Here is a 20175-nt window from a genome sequence, read left to right as displayed (position 1 = left end):
CATGGCTGTGGTGCGCGGGTGTCAGGACCCGCCGGCGTTCCCGCTCATTTCGGCGATGAGGCTCTTCGGCCGCATATCCGTCCAGTGCTCGTCGATGTAGTCGAGGCATTCCTGCCGTCCGGCCTCGCCGTGGACGGAGGTCCAGCCCTCGGGAATTTCCGCGAAGGCGGGCCAGAGCGAATGCTGTCCCTCGTCGTTGACGAGCACCAGGAAGGTGCCGTTCTCGTTGTCGAACGGATTGGTCATGATGGGTTCCTTTCCCCCGTCGGCCGCGCGGCCCGGAGCTTTTCTGCGACGATGCGCCCGATCTGTGCCAGGGGCGCGGACTGGAGCATGCTGTAGTGGTCGGTGGCGATGTCGTGGGTCTCGATGGTTCCTGCGATGAAGCGCCGCCAGCTGCCGACGGCATCCCACGCCTGGGAGTTCTCGGGCCGGTCGGCGGTCGCGACGAAGATGTCCAGGTCGCCGCCGAACCGGGGCGGCGTGTAGCCGAACGAGAGCCGGCCCGCGTTGATGGTCACCTCCCGGATGTTGGCCAGCAGCTGGTCGTCCAGACCGCCGCCCTCGCCGCCCTGCGGGCCCTGTTCGCCCAGTTCGCGGCGGAAGACCACGTCCTCGCTCTCGCGGGCGGCGGGGGTCTCGGTGAAGACCTCGCCGGCGTCGCCGTCGAGGTAGGTGTCGAGCAGCGCGAGCAGCGCCACGTCCTCGCCGCGGGCCTCCAGCGCGGTGGCCACCGCGTAGGCGACCGTGCCGCCGAAGGACCAGCCCAGCAGGTGGTACGGGCCGGCGGGCTGGACGCTGCGGATCTGCTCGACGTAGTCGGCCGCCATCTCGTCCATGGTCAGCGGCAGCGGCTCCGGTCCGGCCAGGCCGCGCGCCTGGAGTCCGTAGACCGGCTGGTCGGCGGGCAGGTGCGGGAGCAGGCCCCGGTAGCCCCAGCTCAGGCCCAGGCTGGGGTGGACGCAGAACAGCGGGGGCCGATTGCCCTGCGAGCGCAGCGGCAGCAGGACGCCCAGGTCGCCCCGGCTGGTGCCGCGGGCAGCGGACCTGCGCGGGCGCTCGCGGCTCGGGTCGGCCAGGGCGATCAGGCCGTCGCCGGTGCGCCGGGCCCGGTCGCCGGTGCGCAGCATCCGCGCGCCCGGCGGGCCGAAGGGGCTGGCGACGAACCGTCCGCCGGTACGGGCGGGGCTCCCGGCGTAACCGCGGGCCGTCGCCGCGCCCGCCACGTACAGGTCGCCCGCGACCCCGTGCGGCACCGGCCGCAGCAGTTCGTCGAGCACGTACGCGCGGGTGTTCCCCACCGGGCGGCCGGTAGGCAGCGACGCCGGTGCGGGCTCCCCGGCGGCCGAGCGGAGTTCGAGCCAGGGGCCGCCCGTCTCGGCGGTGCCGTGGGCGGTGACCAGGGTGACGTCCGGGTGCAGGGCGTGCCACTTCAGCAGGTCGTCGTCGGCCTCCGGCGTACCCGTCGACACCGCCAGGGCCTCCACCGGCCGCTGCCCGTCGGGCAGTTCGGCGAGCGTGGGCAGCAGCGCGCGGGTGCTCACCAGCAGCTGCGGGTCCTCGGGCCCGGTGGGCGTACGGACGTCCTCCGGCGCGCCGAGCCGTACGCCGCCTCCGTTGCACAGCGCCGCGAGCAGCGGTGTGATCAGGGCCGCGACGGGCGCCCGGGTGTCCAGCAGCGTGGTGCCGCGGACCGCCGGGGTGGTGTGGGCGCGGTGCGCCGTGTGGTGGGCCAGTGTCCGGTGGTCGATGACCGCGGCGGCGCCGTCCGGTGCCATGGCGTCGAGCACCAGGGCGGGGTGGGCGGGCAGCGGCGGCCGGAGCCCGGCCGTACGGTCGGCGGCCCCGTTGGGCACGGCTGCCACCGGGTCGTCCAGCAGCACCGTCGGCACCGCGCTTTCGGCAGACAGCTGCCCGGCCGTGGCCGTCGTGCAGACCAGGACGGCGGGCCGGGTCTCGCGCAGGACGGTCTCGATCTCCTCCACCGGCCGGTTGGAGTCCACCGTGCGGCAGGCGGCCCCGGCCTTCAGGGCGCCGGTCAGGGCGACGAGGAATGCGGCGGTGAGCGGTTCCGCCACGGCCACCACGTCCTCGGGCCCGGCTCCCTGCTCGGTGAGCCGGCGGGCCAGCAGGCTGCTCGCGGCGTCCAGCGCGCCGTAGGTGAGTGCGCCGTTGCCGTCCATGACGGCCACCGCGTCGGGGGTACGGGCCGCCTGTTCGGCCAGCAGCTCGACGACGGTACGGTCCGGCACCTCGGCCGCTGTGTCGTTCCCGTCCGCCACCAGGCGGCGGAACTCGTTCTCGCCCAGCAGGATGTCCACCTGGCTCAGGCGCAGCTCCGGGTCGTCCGCGAGCTGTTCCAGTACGCGGACCAGCCGGTCGGCGATGGCTTGCGCGGTGTCCTGGTCGAACAGGTCGGTGGCGTACCTCAGCCTGCCGTCGAGGCCGTCGGGGCCGCCGTCGGCGTCCTGGCGTTCGGTCAGGTGCAGCGCCAGGTCCAGTTCGCCGGTGGCGGCGCCCACGTCCTGCCGTGCGGTGCGCAGGCCGGGCAGCTCCCACGGGTCCCACAGTTCGACCTTGCCCTCCTCGATGTCCAGGCCGACCTGGAAGACCGGGTGCCGGTCCACGGAGGGCGGCAGGGGCAGCGCGTCCACCAGGCGCTCGAACGGCACGTCGTGGTGGTCGCGCGCGCTCCGGTCCGCCTGCTGGGCGCGGCGCAGCAGTTCGAGGAAGCCGGGGTCGCCCGAGGTGTCGGTGCGCAGCGGCAGCGGCCCGTCGAACGGGCCCACCAGCCCTTCGAGACCGTCCTCGTCACGGCGGGGCTGCACGGTGCCGACGGTGATGTCGGTGCTCCCGCCGAGCCGGGTGAGCAGCAGGGCCAGCGCGGCGTGTACGACCATGAACATGCTGGCCTCGCGGGGTTCCGCGGCCTCGGCCAGCTTGGCGTGCGCCGCGGCGTCCAGGCGCAGCGGCACGCTCGCCAGGCGCCGGGAGGGCAGCGCGGGCCGCGGCCGGTCGGCGGGCAGCACCGGCTCGTCGTCCAGGTCGGCCAGGGTGTCCTTCCAGTAGTTCAGCTGGTCGCTGACCAGGCTTTCCGGTTCGTCGGCGCCGCGCAGCAGCTCCTGTTCCCAGCGGGCGTAGTCGGCGAACTGGAGGGCCAGCGGCGCCCGTTCTGGTGCCCGTCCCTCGGAGCGGGCGCCGTAGGCCGCCGCCAGGTCGCGGAACAGCGGGTCGAGCGACTGCTCGTCGGCGGCGATCCGGTGGACGGTGACCATCAGGACGTGCTCGGTGTCCGACAGCGCGAACAGGTGCGGCGCCCAGGGGGCTTCGCGTGTCAGGTCGAACGCGTGGGCGGCGTGCGCGGCCAGCAGTTCCGGCAGTTCCTCCTCGGTCGCCCGCGTCACCGGCAGCCGCGGGCGGGCGCCGTCGTCGGTGGCGGCCATGATGTGCTGGCGCAGTTCGTTGCGGGCGCCGGAGAAGGTGGTCCGCAGGATCTCGTGGCGGGCCGCCACGTCGCCGAGCGCCGCCTCCAGGGCCGCCCGGTCCAGGCCACCCGTCAGGCGCAGCGCGGCCGGGAACTGGAACGCCGCGCCGGTGTCGTGCAGCCGGGTCAGCAGCCACGTACGCAGCTGGGTGACGGTGGCGGGCGCCTCGCCGTCGTGGTCGGCCGGGGTCAGCACCGGGCGGGCCTTGGTGGCGAGCGTGCGGGCCACGCCCGCCGCGGTCGGCGCGCTGAAGAACTGCCGCAGGTTCAGCGCCGCGTCGAACTCCTCCCGGATACGGCCGATCAGCCGCATCGCCAGGCCGGATTCCCCGCCCAGCTCGAAGAAGTCGTCGTCGGCGCCGACCTGTTCGAGCTTGAGCACGTCGGCGAAGAGGCCGCACAGGGTCTCCTCGGTCTCGTTCTGCGGTGCCCGCCGGGCGACCCGCTCGGCGAAGTCGGGCGCGGGCAGGGCCTTGTGGTCGACCTTGCCGTTGGCGGTCACGGGCAGCGTGCCCATCACCATCACCGCGGCCGGCACCATGTAGCCGGGCAGGACCTTGGCGGCGTGCTCGCGGACCTCGTCGGCGTCCACCTCCTGGCCGTCCGGTACGACGTAGCCGACCAGCAGCCGTTCGCCGGGGCGGTCCTCGCGGGCCGCGACCACGGCCTGGCCGACGCCGGGGTGCGCGGCCAGCGCCGCCTCGACCTCGCCGAGCTCCACCCGGAATCCGCGGATCTTGACCTGGGCGTCGGCCCGGCCGGCGAACAGCAGCGCGCCGTCCTCCGTCCAGCGCACCAGGTCGCCGGTGCGGTACATCGGCTCCCCGGGCGCGAACGGGCAGGCCACGAAGCGTTCCGCGGTGGGCCCCGCGCGGTCCAGGTAGCCGCGGGCCAGCCCGGTGCCGGCCACGTACAGTTCGCCCGGTGTGCCGGCCGGGACCGGCTGGAGGAACGCGTCCAGGACGTAGACCTGCCGGTTGGACAGCGGGCGGCCGATCGGCAGCACGTCCGCCACCGCCTCGCCCGCCCGGGTCAGGTGCCAGGTCGCGCACAGCGTCGTCTCGGTCGGGCCGTACAGGTGGCGTACGGCGGTGTCCGGGCAGGCCGCGCGCACCCGCGCGACGGCGGCGGCGGGCACCACGTCGCCGCCGGTCAGCACCTCGCGCAGGCCGCGCAGGCACTCCGGCGACTCCTCGGCGATCACACGGAACGTGCCGGCCGTCAGGTGCACCGTGCTCACCCCGGCGGCCACCGCGGCGCGGATGTCCTGCGCGTCCACCGCGCCCGGCGCGGCGACCACCACGCGGCCGCCGGAGGCCAGCGGCACCCACACCTCGAACAGCGAGGCGTCGAAGGCGTGCGGCGCGTGCATCAGCACCGCGTCGCGCGGGCCCACCGACCAGCCCAGGTCGCCGACCAGACCGGCCACGCTGCCGTGCGGCACCGCGACGCCCTTGGGGCGCCCGGTGGAGCCCGAGGTGTACATCACGTACGCGAGGTCCTCCGCTGCCACGCGTACGGGTACGAGGGCGTCGGCCGGGGCCACCGCGACGGCGGCCCGCACCCGGGCGTCGTCCAGCACGACCAGTTCCGCCGCGGCGTCGACCGGTACCGCGTCGCGGGTGGTCGCCGTGCACACCACCGCCGACGGGCCGGAGTCGGCCAGCAGGAAGGCGACCCGCTCGGCCGGGTGGCCTGGGTCGACCGGGACGTACGCGGCGCCGGTCTTCCACACCGCGAGGAGGGTCACGAGCAGGTCCGCCGAGCGGTCCATCAGCACCGCGACCCGGTCGCCGCGCGTCACGCCGCGGCCGGCGAGGTAGGCGGCCAGCCGGTCCGACTCGCGGGTGAGTTCGGCGTACGACAGGGAGCGCCGCGGGTCGCTGACCGCGACCGCGCCCGGCACCTGCGCCGCCTGCCCGGCGATCAGCTCGGGCACCGTGGTGCCGGGCGCCTTGGCCGCGGTGGCGTTCCACCCGGCCAGTACGAGGTCGCGCTCCGGCTCCTCCAGGACGCCGATGCGGCCCACCGGCACCGAGGGGTCGGCGACCAGCTGCGCCAGCACCCGTACCACCCGCTGCCCGATCTGCCGGGTCGCCGCCTCGCCGAACAGGTCGGGCCGGGCGGACAGCCGCAGGCTGATGCGGTCGCCGGGGAACACGCCGAGGGTGATGGGGTAGTGCGCCGCGTTGCGGGAGAGTCCGGCGGGCTCCAGCGTGAGGGCCTGCGGGTTGTCCGGCGCGGCGGGCGGGCGCGGGAAGCTCTCGTAGACGACGAGGGTGTCGAAGGAGGCGCCGGGCCCGGCGAGCTGCTGCACCTCCGACAGGCCCAGGTGCTGGTGCGGGAGCAGCGCCGACTGGCGTTCCTGGAGGCCGGTGAGCAGGTCGATGGCGGGCTGTCCGCCGTCGAGCCGTACGCGTACCGGCAGGGTGTTGATGAACAGGCCGACCATGGACTCCACGTGCGGCAGGTCGTGCGGGCGGCCCGCGACGGTGGCGCCGAAGACCACGTCGGTGCGGCCGGCGAGCCGGGCGAGGACCAGCGCCCAGGCGCCCTGGAAGAGCGTGTTGAGCGTCAGCCCGTGGCGGCGGGCCAGGTCGACCAGGTCGCGGGAGGGGCCTTCGGGGATGTCGATCAGGACGTCCTCGGGCACCACCGAGGCGCGGGTCCGGTCCGCCGGGACGACCAGCGTCGCCTCTTCGGCACCGGCCAGCTCGGCCCGCCACGCCTCGCGGGCCGCGTCCTTGTCCTGGCGGCCCAGCCAGGCCAGGTAGTCGCGGTACGAGGCGGTCGGCGGCAGTGCGCTGCCGTCGCCGCCGGACGCGTAGGCCGCGGACAGTTCGGCGAGCACGATCGGCATCGACCAGCCGTCCATGAGGATGTGGTGGCTGGTGACGACCATCCGGTGCCGGCCGTCACCGAGGCGGATCAGCAGGACGCGCAGCAGCGGCGCGGCGGCGAGGTCGAAGCGGCGGGCGCGCTCAGCGTCGGCCAGCCGCTCCGCCTCCGCCTCGGCGTCGTCCGGCGCGAGGTGCGTCAGGTCGGTCTCCTGCCAGGGCAGTTCCACCTCGCGGGCGATGACCTGCACCATGCGGGCCCCGCTGACCCGGCGGAAGCAGGCGCGCAGCGCCGCGTGCCGGGCGACCAGGGTCTCCCACGCCGCGCGCAGCCGTCCCGCGTCCAAGGGGCCGTTGACGGCGTGCGCGGACTGCACCGTGTAGACGTCCGGTCCCTCCTCGTCGAAGGTGGCGTGGAAGAGCAGCCCCTCTTGGAGTGGTGACAGCGGCCACACGTCCTCGACCATGGATCGGGTCATCGCTTTCTCCTCACAACGCCTCGTCGTGCTCGGTCGCTAGCGCTTGTCATCGGTGAATCCGGCCTCCAGCTCGTCGATCTGCTGCTGGGCGAGTTCGAGGAGCCCGAAGTCGGAGGGGGTGTGGCCGCCCGCCGCCGGGTCGGTGGTGTGCGCGGCCAGGCCGGACAGCAGGTCCAGCCATGCCCGGCCGATACGCTCGGCCGCCGTCGGGTCCGCGGCGTGGGCGGGCAGGCCGAGGGTGAGGGTCAGTTCCGGCTCGTCCCGGGTGCCCCGGAGGACCGTGCTCGCCTCCAGGGAACAGGCGGCGGGCAGGTCGGACCGGGGTGTGCCGTCGGCCGCGGCGCCGGCCGGCTGCCAGGGTCCGTCCGCCGGTCCGGTGCGGGACCGGTCCCGGTGGGTGTAGGAGACGCGCGGTTCCGGCAGGGCGTCCGGGGCCGCGTCGGCCCCGGGGCCGGCGCGCAGCTGTTCCTTGACGGCCTTCACCAACGTACCGGCCGCCGGGCCGCCCGCCCAAGCCCCGTCCAAATCGGTGCCGGACAGGTCCAGCCGTACGGGCCCGAAGGCGGTGAACCGGCCGACGGTGCGGGCCAGTTCACCGCTGTTCCGGTTGTCCCGCTCGACCGCCGCCACGACGGACGCGCCGCTTTCGTCGCGCGCGACCGCGCCCGCGAGGGCGGCGAGCAGCACCTCATGGGCTTCGCAGTGGTAGAGGGGCAGGGTGCGGTGGAGCAGGGTGGCGGCGGTGTCGCGGGGGACGGTCCATGAACGGTGCTCCGCGATGTCCGAGGTCCGTACGGCAGCCGGGCTCTCGTCGGCCGGTTCTTCGGCCCACCGCCGGAACGATGTGCCGACGGGCGCGAGTTCCGGTACGGCACCGTCCGCCACGGCAGCGCAGGCCGCCGCGAGGTCGGTGACGACGATGTGCCAGGACGCCTCGTCCACGACCAAGTGGTGAGCCACGAGCGCCAGCCGACCCGTACGTTCCGCTCCGGCGTCCAGCCACACGGCCCGTACCGCGGGCCCGGCCGCCGGGTCCAGGTGCTCCGCCGCCTCCCGGCCGGCGCGGTCCGCGACGCCGTCCAGGTCGTCGTCGGAGATGCCCGTGGCGTCGATGCGGGTGAGCACCGAGGCGGCGTCCACCGTGCCGCGGTCACCGGCCACCAGCACCGGCCCCGCGTCGTCGTCCGTCATCACGCGGGCGCGCAGCATGTCGTGGGTGTCCTGTACGGCGGCGAGCCCGGCGGTCAGCGTAGGTGTCTCCAGGCCGGCCGGGGCGGTCACGGTGATCCACTCCGCGAGGCCCCGGTCGAAGGCGTGCGCGCCCAGCGACCGCATCGCGGGGGTGGCCGCGATCGGGCCCGTACCGACGTTCCCGGCCGCCCGTGCGCGGTCCGCCGCACGGTCCGACTCCACCGACTCCGCCAGGCGCTCGGGGGTCGGCTGCTCGAAGACCTGACGCGGTGTCAGCGCCAGCCCCGCACGGCGGGCCCGGGAGGCCAGCTGCATCGACATCACGGAGTCGCCGCCCACATGGAAGAAGTTGTCGTCGATGCCCACCCGTTCGAGGCCGAGCACCTCGGCGAACAGGGTGCACAGCGTCTCCTCCACCGGTGTGCGCGGGGCGCGCCCGGAGACCTGCCCGGCGAAGTCGGGCGCGGGCAGCGCCCGGCGGTCGACCTTGCCGTTCGGGGTGAGCGGCAGCCGGTCCAGCGGCACCAGGGCCGCGGGAACCATGTACTCGGGCAGCCGCTCGGCGACGTGTTCGCGCAGGGCGGCCAGCAGCGCGCCGGTGTCGCGGCCCGCGGCCGGCGCGTTGGTCCACGCCGTCAGCGGTGCCTCCGGGTCCGCGGTGCCGCCGGCCGGTACGTACGTGCCCACCGGCGCGGCCCCGTCGGCCAGTCCGGCGCGGACGAAGGTGAGGTCCAGGTGCTCGGGCGTACCGGCGGACCAGGTGGCCCCCACCCAGTAGCCCAGGCTCTCGCCCAGCTCGTGGAACGCCTCGACGTCGGGCCCCTCGGGGTCCGGGACCGGCAGCTCGGCCGGGTCCCCGCCGTCCTGGACGGCGCGGGCGAGCGCCGCCTCATGGGCGACCCGGGTGTTGGGCACACCGGTGACGCGCAGCCGGTCGGGCCGCTCGCCGTCCAGGTGCCGCCGCAGCGCCGCGAGGCCGCCGTCGTGGTCCGGCCAGTCGCGCTCCGGCGCGCCGTCGAGGGAGAGCACGGCGGCTCCCCGCTTGTGCAGCGTCACGTCGTAGCGGTAGCGGGTCAGCTCGTTGTGGTGCCGGCCGCGCTTGAGCCGGATGTCCACGCCCGCGGCGTCCGGCAGCCGGTCGCGCAGTGCCGTGAAGAACTCGGGGTCGACGAGGAGTTCCTTCTCCAGGACGATGCTGCGTTCCACGGCCCGCCGCAGCGCGGCCGTGTCGCCGTCGCCTGCGGCGCGGTGTACGTGCACGGCGGTGGTCAGGGCGCGCAGCAGCCGTACGTTGCGCACGTCGCCGACGAACAGCGCGCCGCCCGGGGCGAGCAGCCGAACGGCCAGCTCCACGACTTCCTGGAGGTAGCCCGCGTTGGGGAAGTACTGCGCGACCGAGTTGAGGACGATCGTGTCGAAGTACCCGGCGGGCAGGCCGTCGGCCTCGTGGGCGGCCTGGGTGCGCAGTTCGACCCGTCCGGCCAGCTCGGGGTCGCGGCTGACGTGCCGCCGCAGTTCCTCGATCGCCGACGCGGAGAAGTCGGTGCCCCAGTACGTCTCGCAGTCGGGGGCGATGTGGGAGAGGAGCAGGCCGGTGCCGACGCCGAGCTCCAGGACGCGGCGCGGACGCAGCGCCCGGATGCGCTCGACGGTCCGGGACCGCCACTCGCGCATCTGCTCCAGCGGGATCGGCTGCCCGTCGTAACTGCTGTTCCATCCGGCGAAGTTCTCGCCCAGCACATCGGACTCGGGGTTGGCGTGCAGCGTGTCGTACAGGTCCTGCCACTCGCCGACCTGCTCCTGTTCGAGCCGCTCGTCCCGGTCACCGGTGGCCGTGTCGGCGACCACGTAGCCGACCAGGCGGCGGTCGCCGGGCCGGTCCTCGCGGGCCACCACGACGGCCTGGGCGACGGCCGGGTGGGTGGCGAGCGCGGCCTCCACCTCGCCCGGCTCGACGCGGTAGCCGCGGACCTTGACCTGGGCGTCGGCCCGGCCGACGAAGACCAGCTCGCCGTCCGGCGTCCAGCGCGCCACGTCCCCGGTGCGGTACATCCTCCCCCCGCCTTCGGCCGGGGGGACCCCCATGCCGGGCGCGAACGGGCAGGCCACGAAGCGTTCCGCGGTCAGCCCGGCGCGGCCCAGGTAGCCGCGGGCGAGGTTGACGCCGGTGACGTACAGCTCACCGGCCACGTCCGGCGGCACCGGCTGGAGGAAGGCGTCGAGCACGTACGCACGGGAGTTGGCGACCGGCCGTCCGATCGGGACCGGGTCGGCGTCCGGTGCCAGCGGCGCGCTCATCGCCGCGCAGACCGTGGTCTCGGTGGGCCCGTACGCGTTGACCATCCGCCGCCCCTCGGCCCAGCGGGCGGGCAGGCCGGGCGGGCAGGCCTCGCCCGCCACGGTCAGCGTCTCCAGCGTCGCGGGCAGTTCCTCGGCCACCGCCAGCATGCTCGGCGGGACGGTCGCGTGGGTGATGTCCCAGCGGCGCAGCGCCGCGCCCAGCGACACGCGGGGCGGCAGGCCCTCCGGGCCCGGGACGACCGAGGCGGCGCCGGACAGCAGGGCCATGCACAGTTCGGAGACGGCCGCGTCGAAGCTCAGCGACGCCATCTGCAGGACCCGCGACTGCGGGGTCACGGCGAACCGTTCGATCTGGGCGTGTGCCAGGTTGCCCAGGCCCGCGTGCGACACGACGACGCCTTTGGGACGCCCGGTGGAGCCGGAGGTGTAGGTGACGTAGGCGGCGTGGGCGCTGCGCAGCGGCGCGGTCCGCTCGGCGTCGGTCACCGGGCCGCCCGGCAGGGCGGCCACCTCGGCCGCCACCGCCGCGTCGTCCAGGACCACCACGCGCCCGCCGAACCCGTCCGGGACGACGTGCCGGGTCGCGGCGGTGCACACCACCACCGACGGCGCCGCGTCCGCCAGGACGTACGCCACGCGCTCCGCCGGATGGTTCGGGTCGACGGGTACGAAGGCGCCGCCCGCCGTCGAAACGGCCAGCACGGCGGTCACCATGGCCGCCGACCGCTGCACGGCCACCGCGACGCGCTCTTCGGGGCCGACGCCGAGTCCGGCCAGGTGGCGGGACAACTGCCCTGCTTCCCAGGCCAGTTCACCGTAGGTCAGCGTGCCGGTGTCGGTCACCAGCGCCGCCGCGTCCCGCGACCGCGCGGCCTGCCGGGCGAACAGCTCCGGCAGCGGCGCGTCCGGAGCGGGCGCCGCCGTCCGGTTCCAGCGGTCCTCGACCAGTTCCCGTTCGTCCTCGCCGAGCAGCCGGATGCGGCCGACCGGCGTGTCCGGGTCCGCCACCACCTGTTCCAGGGCGCGGACCAGCGCCGCCTGCATGCGTTCTGCTCGTTCGCGCGGGAAGACGTCGGGCCGGTAGATGAAGTCGCCCTGGGTGCGCTCGCCGGGGGCCACGATCCACGTCAGCGGGTAGTGGCCCCGGTCCTCCGGGACCCCGGCCGGGCGTACGGCGAGGGAGTCCGGGTCGGCCGGGGTCTCGGGCGGCTGCGGGTAGTTCTCGTAGACGACGAGCGTGTCGAAGGTCGCGCCGGGCCCGGCGAGGTGCTGGATCTCCGGGAGCCCGACGTGCTGGTGGGCGAGGAGCGCGGTGCGGCGCCGCTGGATGTCGGTGAGCAGGTCGGCGACCGGCTGCGCGCCGTCGAGGTGGACCCGTACCGGCAGGGTGTTGATGAACAGGCCGATCATCGACTCGACGCCGGGCAGCTCCGGCGGGCGGCCGGCGACGGTGGTGCCGAAGACCACGTCGGGGCGGCCGGTGAGCCGGGCGAGGAGCAGTGCCCACATGCCCTGGAGGACGGTGTTCGTGGTGAGGCCGAGGCGGCGGGTCAGCTCGGTCAGGCCCCGGGTGAGGTCGTCGGACAGCTCGAAGCGGATGCGTTCCGGTACGGCGGGGGCGCGGACCAGTTCGGCCGGGACCACGCTGGTCGGCTCGTCCACCCCGGCCAGTTCCGCGCGCCAGGCGTCCCGTGCGGCCGCCTTGTCCTGGCGGTCCAGCCAGGACAGGTACTCGCGGTAGGAGGTGGCGGGCGGCAGCGTGCGGTCGTGGCCGCCCGCCGCGTACACCGCCGCCATCTCGTTGATCAGCACCGGCAGGGACCAGCCGTCCTTGACGATGTGGTGGCTGGTCAGGACGAGCACGTGCCGCCGCTCGGCGAGCCGGACCAGCAGCAGCCGCAGCAGCGGCGCCACCGACAGGTCGAGCCGGTGTTCGCGGTCGCCGTCGGCCAGCCGCTGGAGCGCGTCCGGTACGGCGTCCTCGGGCAGCCCCGACAGGTCCGCCTCGCGCCACGGCAACGGCACGTCACGCGCGATGACCTGCACGGTCTCGCCCGAAGCGCGCGGGTGGAAGCTCGCCCGCAGGGACGGGTGGCGCATCAGCAGCGTCTGCCAGGTGGCGCGCAGCCGGGCCACGTCGAGCGGGCCGGTCAGCTCCATCATCCGCTGGCCCTCGTAGATGTCCGGGCCGTCCTCGTCGAAGGCGGCGTGGAACAGCAGCCCTTCCTGGAGGGGCGACAGCGGCCAGATGTCCGTCAGGGACGGTACGGCGGTCTCCAGTTCCTCCACGGTGTCCTGGGTCAGGGCCAGGAGGGGGAAGTCGGAGGGGGTGTGGCCGCCCGCGCCGGGTCCTCCGGTGTGCGCGGCCAGGCCGTCGAGCATCGCCAGCCAGTCCTGGCCGAGCCGTTCCGCCGCGGTCTCGTCGAGGAGTCCGCCGGGCCAGCTGAGGGTCAGGGTCAGCGCGGGCCCGTCGGGGCCGTCCTGGACGACCGCGCCCGCTTCCAGCGCGTGCCGGGCGGGCATGCGCGGGTCGACGGACCCGCCGAGCGCCGCTTCCCCGGCCATCTGCCACGGCGCCACCGCGTCCGTCTCCGCGCCCGCGGTGAAACGGCCGAGGTAGTTGAACGCGATCTGCGGGGCGGGAAGGGCGGCCAGTGCCGGGCCCGTCTCCGGATTGAGGTGGCGCAGCAGCTCGTACCCGAGCCCGTCGCCGGGCAGCGCGCGGGCCTGCTCCTTGACGGCCTTGAGCAGCGCCCCTGCGGCGGGGCCGCCCGCGCGGGCCTGCGCCAGGTCGAGACCGGTCAGACGCAGCCGCAGCGGGTGCGTACTGGTGAACCAGCCGACCGTGCGGGATAGGTCCGCGTCCGCCAGCGGCTCCCGCCCGTGCCCTTCGATGTCCACCAGGACTCCGGCGCCGGTGTCCTGGCCGCGCTCGTCCTGCCGCCGGGTGACGGCGGCGGCCAGCGCGGCCAGCAGCACGTCGTGGACGCCGCAGTGGAAGGCGGCCGGGGTCCGGCCGGCGAGGACGGCGGCCGCGGAGCGCGGCACGGTCCAGGTGCGGCGGCACACGGATCCCGCGGTGTCCCGCGCCGGGTCGAGGGCCCGCTCGCCGATCAGCGGGTCGGGACCGTCGAGCAGGGCGGTCCACTGCTCCAGTTCCGCGGTGCGCGCGGGGTCCGCCGCCTGGGCGGCCAGCAGGTCCGACCACTGCGGGAAGGACGTGCCGACCGGGTCGAGGTCCGGTTCCCGGTCCGCCGCCACCGCTTCGCAGGCGGCTTGCAGGTCGGGTACGAGGATGCGCCAGGAAACGCCGTCGACGACCAGGTGGTGGACGGCGAGGACCAGCCGGCCGGTCCGTCCGGGACCGGCGTCCAGCCACACCGCCTGCACGAGGACGCCGTCGGCGGGCGCCAGGCGTTCCACGGCGTCCCGCGCGACCTGGTCGGCCAGGACGTCCAGGCCGTCGTCCGGTACGGAAGCGGCATCGACCCGGCTGACCAGCGCGGCGGCGTCCACCGCACCCCGCGCGGCCACGTGCAGTGTCGGCTCCGGCCCGTCGTCCGTCACGCGGGCCCGCAGCATGGCGTGGGTGTCCAGTACGGCGGCCAGCCCGGCGGTCAGCACGTCTTCGCCCAGTCCGGCGGGCGCGCCGAGGACCGCCCACTGCGCGAACGTGGCGCGCGTCGCGGCCGGTACGCCCAGCGCCCGTACCACCGGGGTCCAGGCGACCTCGCCCGCCGTGTCGTCCGGCGCGTCCTGCGGGGCGCCGTCGCCGTCCCCGGTCGTCTCGGCGACCTCGGCCAGCCGCGCGGGGGTCTTCTCCTCGAAGACCTGCCACGGCGTGACGACGACGCCGGCGCGCCGGGCGCGCGAGACCAGTTGCAGCGACATGATCGAGTCGCCGCCCAGCTCGAAGAAGCTGTCCTCGACGCCCACCTGTTCCAGGCCCAGGACCTCGGCGAACAGGGCGCACAGGGTCTCCTCGGCCGCGGTGCGCGGCGCCCGCCCGGAGGCCCGCGCGGCGAAGTCGGGGGCGGGCAGCGCGGCCCGGTCCACCTTGCCGTTCGCGGTCACCGGCAGCGCGTCGAGCACCACCACGGCGGCCGGGACCAGGTAGTCCGGCAGCAGCCCGGCGACATGGTCGCGGACCGCGTCGCCGTCCACGGCCGTGCCGTCCGGCACCACGTACCCGATCAGGCGGCGTTCGCCCGGCCGGTCCTCGCGGGCCACCACCACGGCCTGGGCGACCGCCGGGTGCGCGGTCAGCGCCGCTTCCACCTCGCCCGGCTCCACCCGGTAGCCGCGCACCTTGACCTGGGTGTCCGCGCGCCCGGCGAAGACCAGGCGGCCGTCGTGGGTCCAGTGCGCCAGGTCGCCGGTGCGGTACATCCTCCCCCAGCCTTCGGCCGGGGGGACCCCCACCCCGCCTTCGGCCGGGGGGACCCCCACGCCGGGGGCGAAGGGGCAGGCGACGAAGCGTTCGGCCGTCGCACCGGCGCGGTCGAGGTAGCCGCGCGCCAGCCCCGTCCCGGCGAGGTACAGCTCGCCGTCCACGCCGGGCGGTACGGGCTGGAGGAACGCGTCCAGGACGTACGCCCGGCGACGGGGCAGCGGGCGGCCGATGGGCAGCACATCCGGCACGGCCTCGTCGTCGGGCCGCAGGCGGTGCCAGGTGGCGCACAGCGTGGTCTCGGTCGGCCCGTACAGGTGGCGGACCGTCACGTCCGGGCACGCGTCCCGCACGCGGGCTACGGACGCCGCCGGAACCACGTCGCCGCCGGTCAGCACCTCGCGCAGCCCGGCGAAGCAGTCCGGCGCCTCCTCGGCGGCCACCCGGAACAGGCCCGCCGTGAGGTGCACGGCCGTCACGCCCGCCGCCACCGCCTCGCGGACGCGCCCAGCGTCGACCGTGCCGGGGGCGGCGACCACGACGCGCGCGCCGTTGGTCAGCGGCACCCAGATCTCGTACAGCGAGGCGTCGAAGACGTGTGGCGCGTGCATCAGTACCGCGTCGTCCGGGCCGAGGGACCAGCCCCGCTCCCCGGCCAGCGCGGCCACACTGCCGTGCGGCACGGCGACGCCCTTCGGGGCGCCTGTCGAGCCGGAGGTGTACATGACGTACGCCATGTCGTCGGCGCCGACCGGGAGTTGCGTACCGGAAGGCCCGTCCGCCACCCGCGGGTCGTCCACGACCACCGTCCGCCCGGCCGCGTCCGCCGGTACGGCCGGCCGCGTGGCCGCGGTGCACAGCACGGCGGCCGGGCCGGAGTCCGCCAGCAGGAACGCGATCCGCTCCGCCGGGTAGCCCGGGTCCACCGGTACGTACGCGGCCCCGGCCTTCCACACGCCGAGCAGCGCCGCGATCAGGCCGGCCGACCGCTCCATCACGACCGCGACACGGTCGCCGCGCCCCACGCCCAGGCCGCGCAGGTACCCGGCGATACGGCCCGACTCGGCGTCCAACTGCGCGTATTCGACAGTTTGCGGCCCGTCCAACACGGCCACCGCGTCGCCCGCCCGCGCCACCTGCGCGGCGAACAGCTCCGGCACCGACGCGCCGGCCGGCTCCCCGGCCGCCGTGGCGTTCCACTCCGTGACGACCCGGCTGTGTTCCGGCGCGCCCAGCACGCCGATCCGGCCGACGGGCGCGTGCGGGTCCGCCACGATCCGTTCCAGGACGCGGACGACCCGCTCGCCCAGCCGCCAGGCCTCGCGCCGGTCGAACAGGTCGGGGCGGTAGGTGACGTACACGCGCAGCCGGTCGCCGGGGACGATGCCCACGGCCAGCGGGTAGTGGGTGCCCGCCACGATGTCGGACTGGCTGATCGTCACCTCGGCGTCCGACCGTACGGTGCCGGACAGGGTGGCGGTGGTGCGCGGGTAGTTCTCGAACATCAGCATGGTGTCGAAGACCGCGCCGGGCCCGGCCAGGCCCTGGACCTCGGACAGCCCGAGGTGCTGGTGCGCCATCAGCGCGGACTGGCGCTCCTGGAGGCCGGTGAGCAGGCGCAGCACGGGCTGCGCGCCGTCGAGTACGACCCGTACCGGCTGGGTGTTGATGAACAGGCCGACCATGGACTCGACATCGGGCAGCTCCGGCGGGCGGCCGGAGACGGTGCCGCCGAACACCACGTCGGTACGCCCGGCCAGGCGCGCCAGCACCATGGCCCAGGCACCCTGGACGACGGTGTTGACGGTCAGGCCGTGGCGGCGGGCCAGCTCGGTCAGCGCCCGGGTGCCGTCCTCGGACAGTTCGGCGGAGCCGGTCTCGGGGGCTGCCGGTGCCCGGCCCTGGTCGGTGGTGCGGGCCACCAGCGTCGACTCCTCGGCGCCCGCGAGTTCCGCCTGCCAGGCGGCGCGCGCGGCGTCCCGGTCCTGGCGTTCCAGCCACGCCAGGTAGTCGCGGTAGGAAGCGGTGTGCTTGAGCCCCGCGCCGTCGCCGCCCGCCGCGTAGGCCGCGCCGAGTTCGTCCAGGACGACCGGCATCGACCAGCCGTCGAGCAGGATGTGGTGACTGGTCACCACCAGGCAGTGCCGGTCCTCGGCGAGACGGACGAGCAGCAGCCGCAGCAGCGGGGCCGCCGCGAGGTCGAAGCGGTGGGCCCGTTCGTTCGCGGCCAGCCGGTCCAGCGCGGCCTGCCGTTCGTCCTCCGGCAGCGCGGACACGTCCGCCTCGTCCCACGGCAGGGTCACGTCCCGCGCGACGACCTGCACGGTGTCGCCGGATTCCCGCTGGTGGAAGCTGGCCCGCAGGGCGTCGTGCCGGGCCAGCAGCGCCTCCCACGAGGCGCGCAGGCGGGCGGCGTCCAGCGGCCCGTCCAGGTCCAGCAGCCGCTGGGTCTCGTAGACGTCCGGGCCCTCCTCCTCGAAGGCGGCGTGGAACAGCAGCCCTTCCTGGAGGGGCGACAGCGGCCAGATGTCCGTCAGCGACGGCACGGCCGCCTCCAGCGCCGTCACGCTCTCCTGGGTGAGGTCCAGCAGCGGGAAGTCGCCGGGGGTGTGCCCGCCCGCGCCGGGGGTGTCGGCGTGCGTGGCCAGGCCGCCGAGGAGGTCCAGCCAGGCGTCGCCGATCCGGTCCACCGCGGTCTCGTCGAGGAGGGCGGCGGGCCAGCTCAGCGCGAGGTCCAGCACCGGTCCGTGCGGGGTGTCGCGGACGACCGCGCTCGCCTCCAGGGCGTGCCGGGCGGGCAGGTCGGGCGCGGCCGTACCGCCGACCGCGGTCGAACCGGCCGGCTGCCACGCGGCCACCGCGCCGCCGTCCGCGCCGCCGGTGAAGCGGCCGAGGTAGTTGAAGCCGACCTGCGGCGCCGGAAGACCGGCCAGTGCGGAGCCCGTCTCCGGGTTGAGGTGGCGCAGCAGCTCGTACCCGAGGCCGTCGCCGGGCACCGCGCGGGCCTGCTCCTTGACGGTCTTGAGCAGCGCTCCGGCCGCGGGCCCGCCGGTCAGCGCCTGCGGCAGGTCGATGCCGGTGAGGTCCAGGCGGACCGGGTGGACGCTGGTGAACCAGCCCACCGTGCGGGTCAGGTCCGTACCGTCGAGCGGTTCCCGGCCGTGGCCCTCGATGTCCACCAGGAGTCCGGCGCCCGCCTCCGGGCGCCGGTGCGCGACCGCGCCCGCCAGCGTGGCCAGCAGCACGTCGTGCGCACCGCAGTGGAAGGCGGCCGGTACCCGGTTCAGTACGGTGGCCGCCGCCGCGCCGGTGACCGTCCACGACCGGCGGCGCAGGGTGGCCGCGGTGTCGGTGGCGGGGTCGGGCGCGCGGGTGCCGAGCTGGGGCCCGGCGGTGTCGAGCAGTGCGGTCCAGTCGGCCAGTTCGGCCGTACGGGACGCGTCCAACGCCTGGGTGGCGAGGAGGTCCGCCCACCGGCGGAAGGAGGTGCCGACCGGCTCCGGCTCGGGCGCCTGGCCCGCGGTCGCGGCCTCGCAGGCGGCCCGCAGGTCGGGCGCGAGGATGCGCCAGGACACGCCGTCCACGACCAGGTGGTGGACGACGAGGGCGAGCCGTCCGGTCCGCTCCGGCCCGGCGTCCACCCACACGGCCCGGACCATCTCGCCCGTGGCCGGGTCCAGCCGTGCGGCGGCGTCACTCGCCGCGCGCTCGGCGATGCCGTCCAGGCCGTCGTCCGGTACGTCCGTGGCGTCGGTACGGGTGACGAGCGCGGCGGCGTCCACCGCGCCGCGGCCCGGCACCTGGAACACCGGCCCCGCCGCGCCGTCGCGCACCCGGGCGCGCAGCATGTCGTGGGTGTCCAGGACGGCGGCCAGTCCGGCGGTCAGCGCGTCCAGTCCGAGTCCGGCCGGCGCGCCCAGGACCATCCACTGGGCGAACCCGGGCCGGGCGGCCCGCTTCCCCAGCGCCCGCATCACCGGCGTCCAGGGCACCTCGCCGGTCCCGACGTCGGACGCCGCGCGCGACGCCGCGTCGGTACGGGTCGCCACCGCCGCCAGCCGCTCCACGGTCCGGTGGTCGAAGACCTGACGCGGCGTGAGCACCAGTCCGGCGCGGCGGGCCCGCGAGACCAGCTGCATCGAGCCGATCGAGTCGCCGCCCAGCGCGAAGAACCCGTCGTCGATGCCCACCCGGTCGAGCCCCAGCACCTCGGCGAAGAGCCCGCACAGTGTCTCCTCGGCCCCGGTGCGCGGCGCCCGTCCGGAGACCCGCCCCGCGAAGTCGGGGGCGGGCAGCGCCGCGCGGTCCACCTTGCCGTTGACCGTGACCGGCAGCGACGGCAGGACCAGCACGGCCGCGGGCACCATGTAGTCCGGCAGCACCTTGGCGACGTGCTCGCGGATCTGCTCGGCGTCCGCTTCCTGTCCGTCCGGTACGACATAGCCGACCAGCCGCCGCTCCCCGGGGCCGTCCGCGCGCGCCACCACGACGGCCTGGCCGACGGCCGGGTGCGCGGCCAGCGCCGCCTCCACCTCGCCCAGCTCGACACGGAAACCGCGCACCTTGACCTGCGCGTCGGCCCGCCCGACGAAGACCAGCTCGCCGTCGCGCGTCCAGCGCACCAGGTCGCCGGTGCGGTACATCCTCCCCCAGCCTTCGGCCGGGGGGACCCCCGTGCCGGGGGCGAACGGGCACGCCACGAAGCGCTCGGCACTGAGCCCGGCCCGCTGCCAGTAGCCCTGCGCCAGCCCGGTCCCGGCGACGTACAGTTCGCCGGTCACGCCCGGCGGTACGGGCTGGAGGAACGCGTCCAGGACGTACACCTGCCGGTTGCCCAGCGGGCGGCCGACCGGCAGTTCGGGGCCCGCGGCGTCGCCGGGACGCAGCCGGTGCCAGGTGGCGCACAGCGTCACCTCGGTGGGCCCGTACAGATGCCGTACGGCCAGGTCGGGGCAGGCCTCCCGGACGCGTGCGACGGACGCCGCCGGAACCACGTCGCCGCCGGTCAGCACCTCCCGCAGGCCCGCGAAGCACTCCGGCGCCTCCTCAGCGACCACCCGGAACAGCCCGGCCGTGACATGCACCGCCGACACCCCGCCGCGCACGGCCTCGCGGATCCGCTGCGCGTCCACCGCGCCCGGCCGCGCCACCTCGACCCGGCCCCCGGAGACCAGCGGCACCCAGATCTCGAAGAGCGACACGTCGAAGGCGTGCGGCGCGTGCATCAGCACCGCGTCGTCCGGCCCGGCGGCCCAGCCGCGTTCGCCCGTCAGCGCGGCGACACTGCCGTGCGGCACGGCGACACCCTTCGGGGTGCCGGTCGAGCCGGAGGTGTACATCACATACGCCAAGTCGCCACCGGATATCGGCACTTGAGACGCCGCATCAACGGCGTCCACCTTCTCCAGCACCACCAGCGGCCCCGCCGTATCCACCGGAACCGCCGCTCGCGTCCCCTCCCCGCACACCACGGCGGACGGCCGCGAGTCGGCC

2 protein-coding genes and 1 pseudogene are annotated in these 20175 nt (G+C 75.6%); all 3 read right to left on the bottom strand.

Annotated elements, in window-relative coordinates; translation table 11 throughout:
• Nucleotides 1-21 precede the first annotated feature (21 nt).
• Nucleotides 22-246, bottom strand: coding sequence for an MbtH family protein (locus IH45_RS0132380; RefSeq protein ID WP_030676798.1), 225 nt, complete (start codon nucleotides 244-246; stop codon nucleotides 22-24).
• Nucleotides 243-6800, bottom strand: coding sequence for an amino acid adenylation domain-containing protein (locus IH45_RS01000000144310; protein WP_032918732.1), 6558 nt, complete (start codon nucleotides 6798-6800; stop codon nucleotides 243-245). Before IH45_RS01000000144310 ends, IH45_RS0132380 begins: the two co-directional genes overlap by 4 nt.
• Before the next feature lie 36 nt (nucleotides 6801-6836).
• A pseudogene (locus IH45_RS0132370) lies at nucleotides 6837-20117 on the bottom strand (amino acid adenylation domain-containing protein); the annotation flags it as partial.
• Between the last annotated feature and the right edge of the window lie 58 nt (nucleotides 20118-20175).

Source organism: Streptomyces rimosus subsp. rimosus, assembly GCF_000720725.1.
Taxonomy (GTDB): Bacteria; Actinomycetota; Actinomycetes; order Streptomycetales; family Streptomycetaceae; genus Streptomyces; species Streptomyces rimosus_A.
This window is presented reverse-complemented; position numbering and strand designations above follow the sequence as displayed.

What these genes read in the sequence shown, in the direction of transcription:
- IH45_RS0132380 (WP_030676798.1), bottom strand. Translation starts at nt 246, where the DNA reads ATGACCAATCCGTTCGACAACGAGAACGGCACCTTCCTGGTGCTCGTC.
- IH45_RS01000000144310 (WP_032918732.1), bottom strand. Translation starts at nt 6,800, where the DNA reads ATGACCCGATCCATGGTCGAGGACGTGTGGCCGCTGTCACCACTCCAA.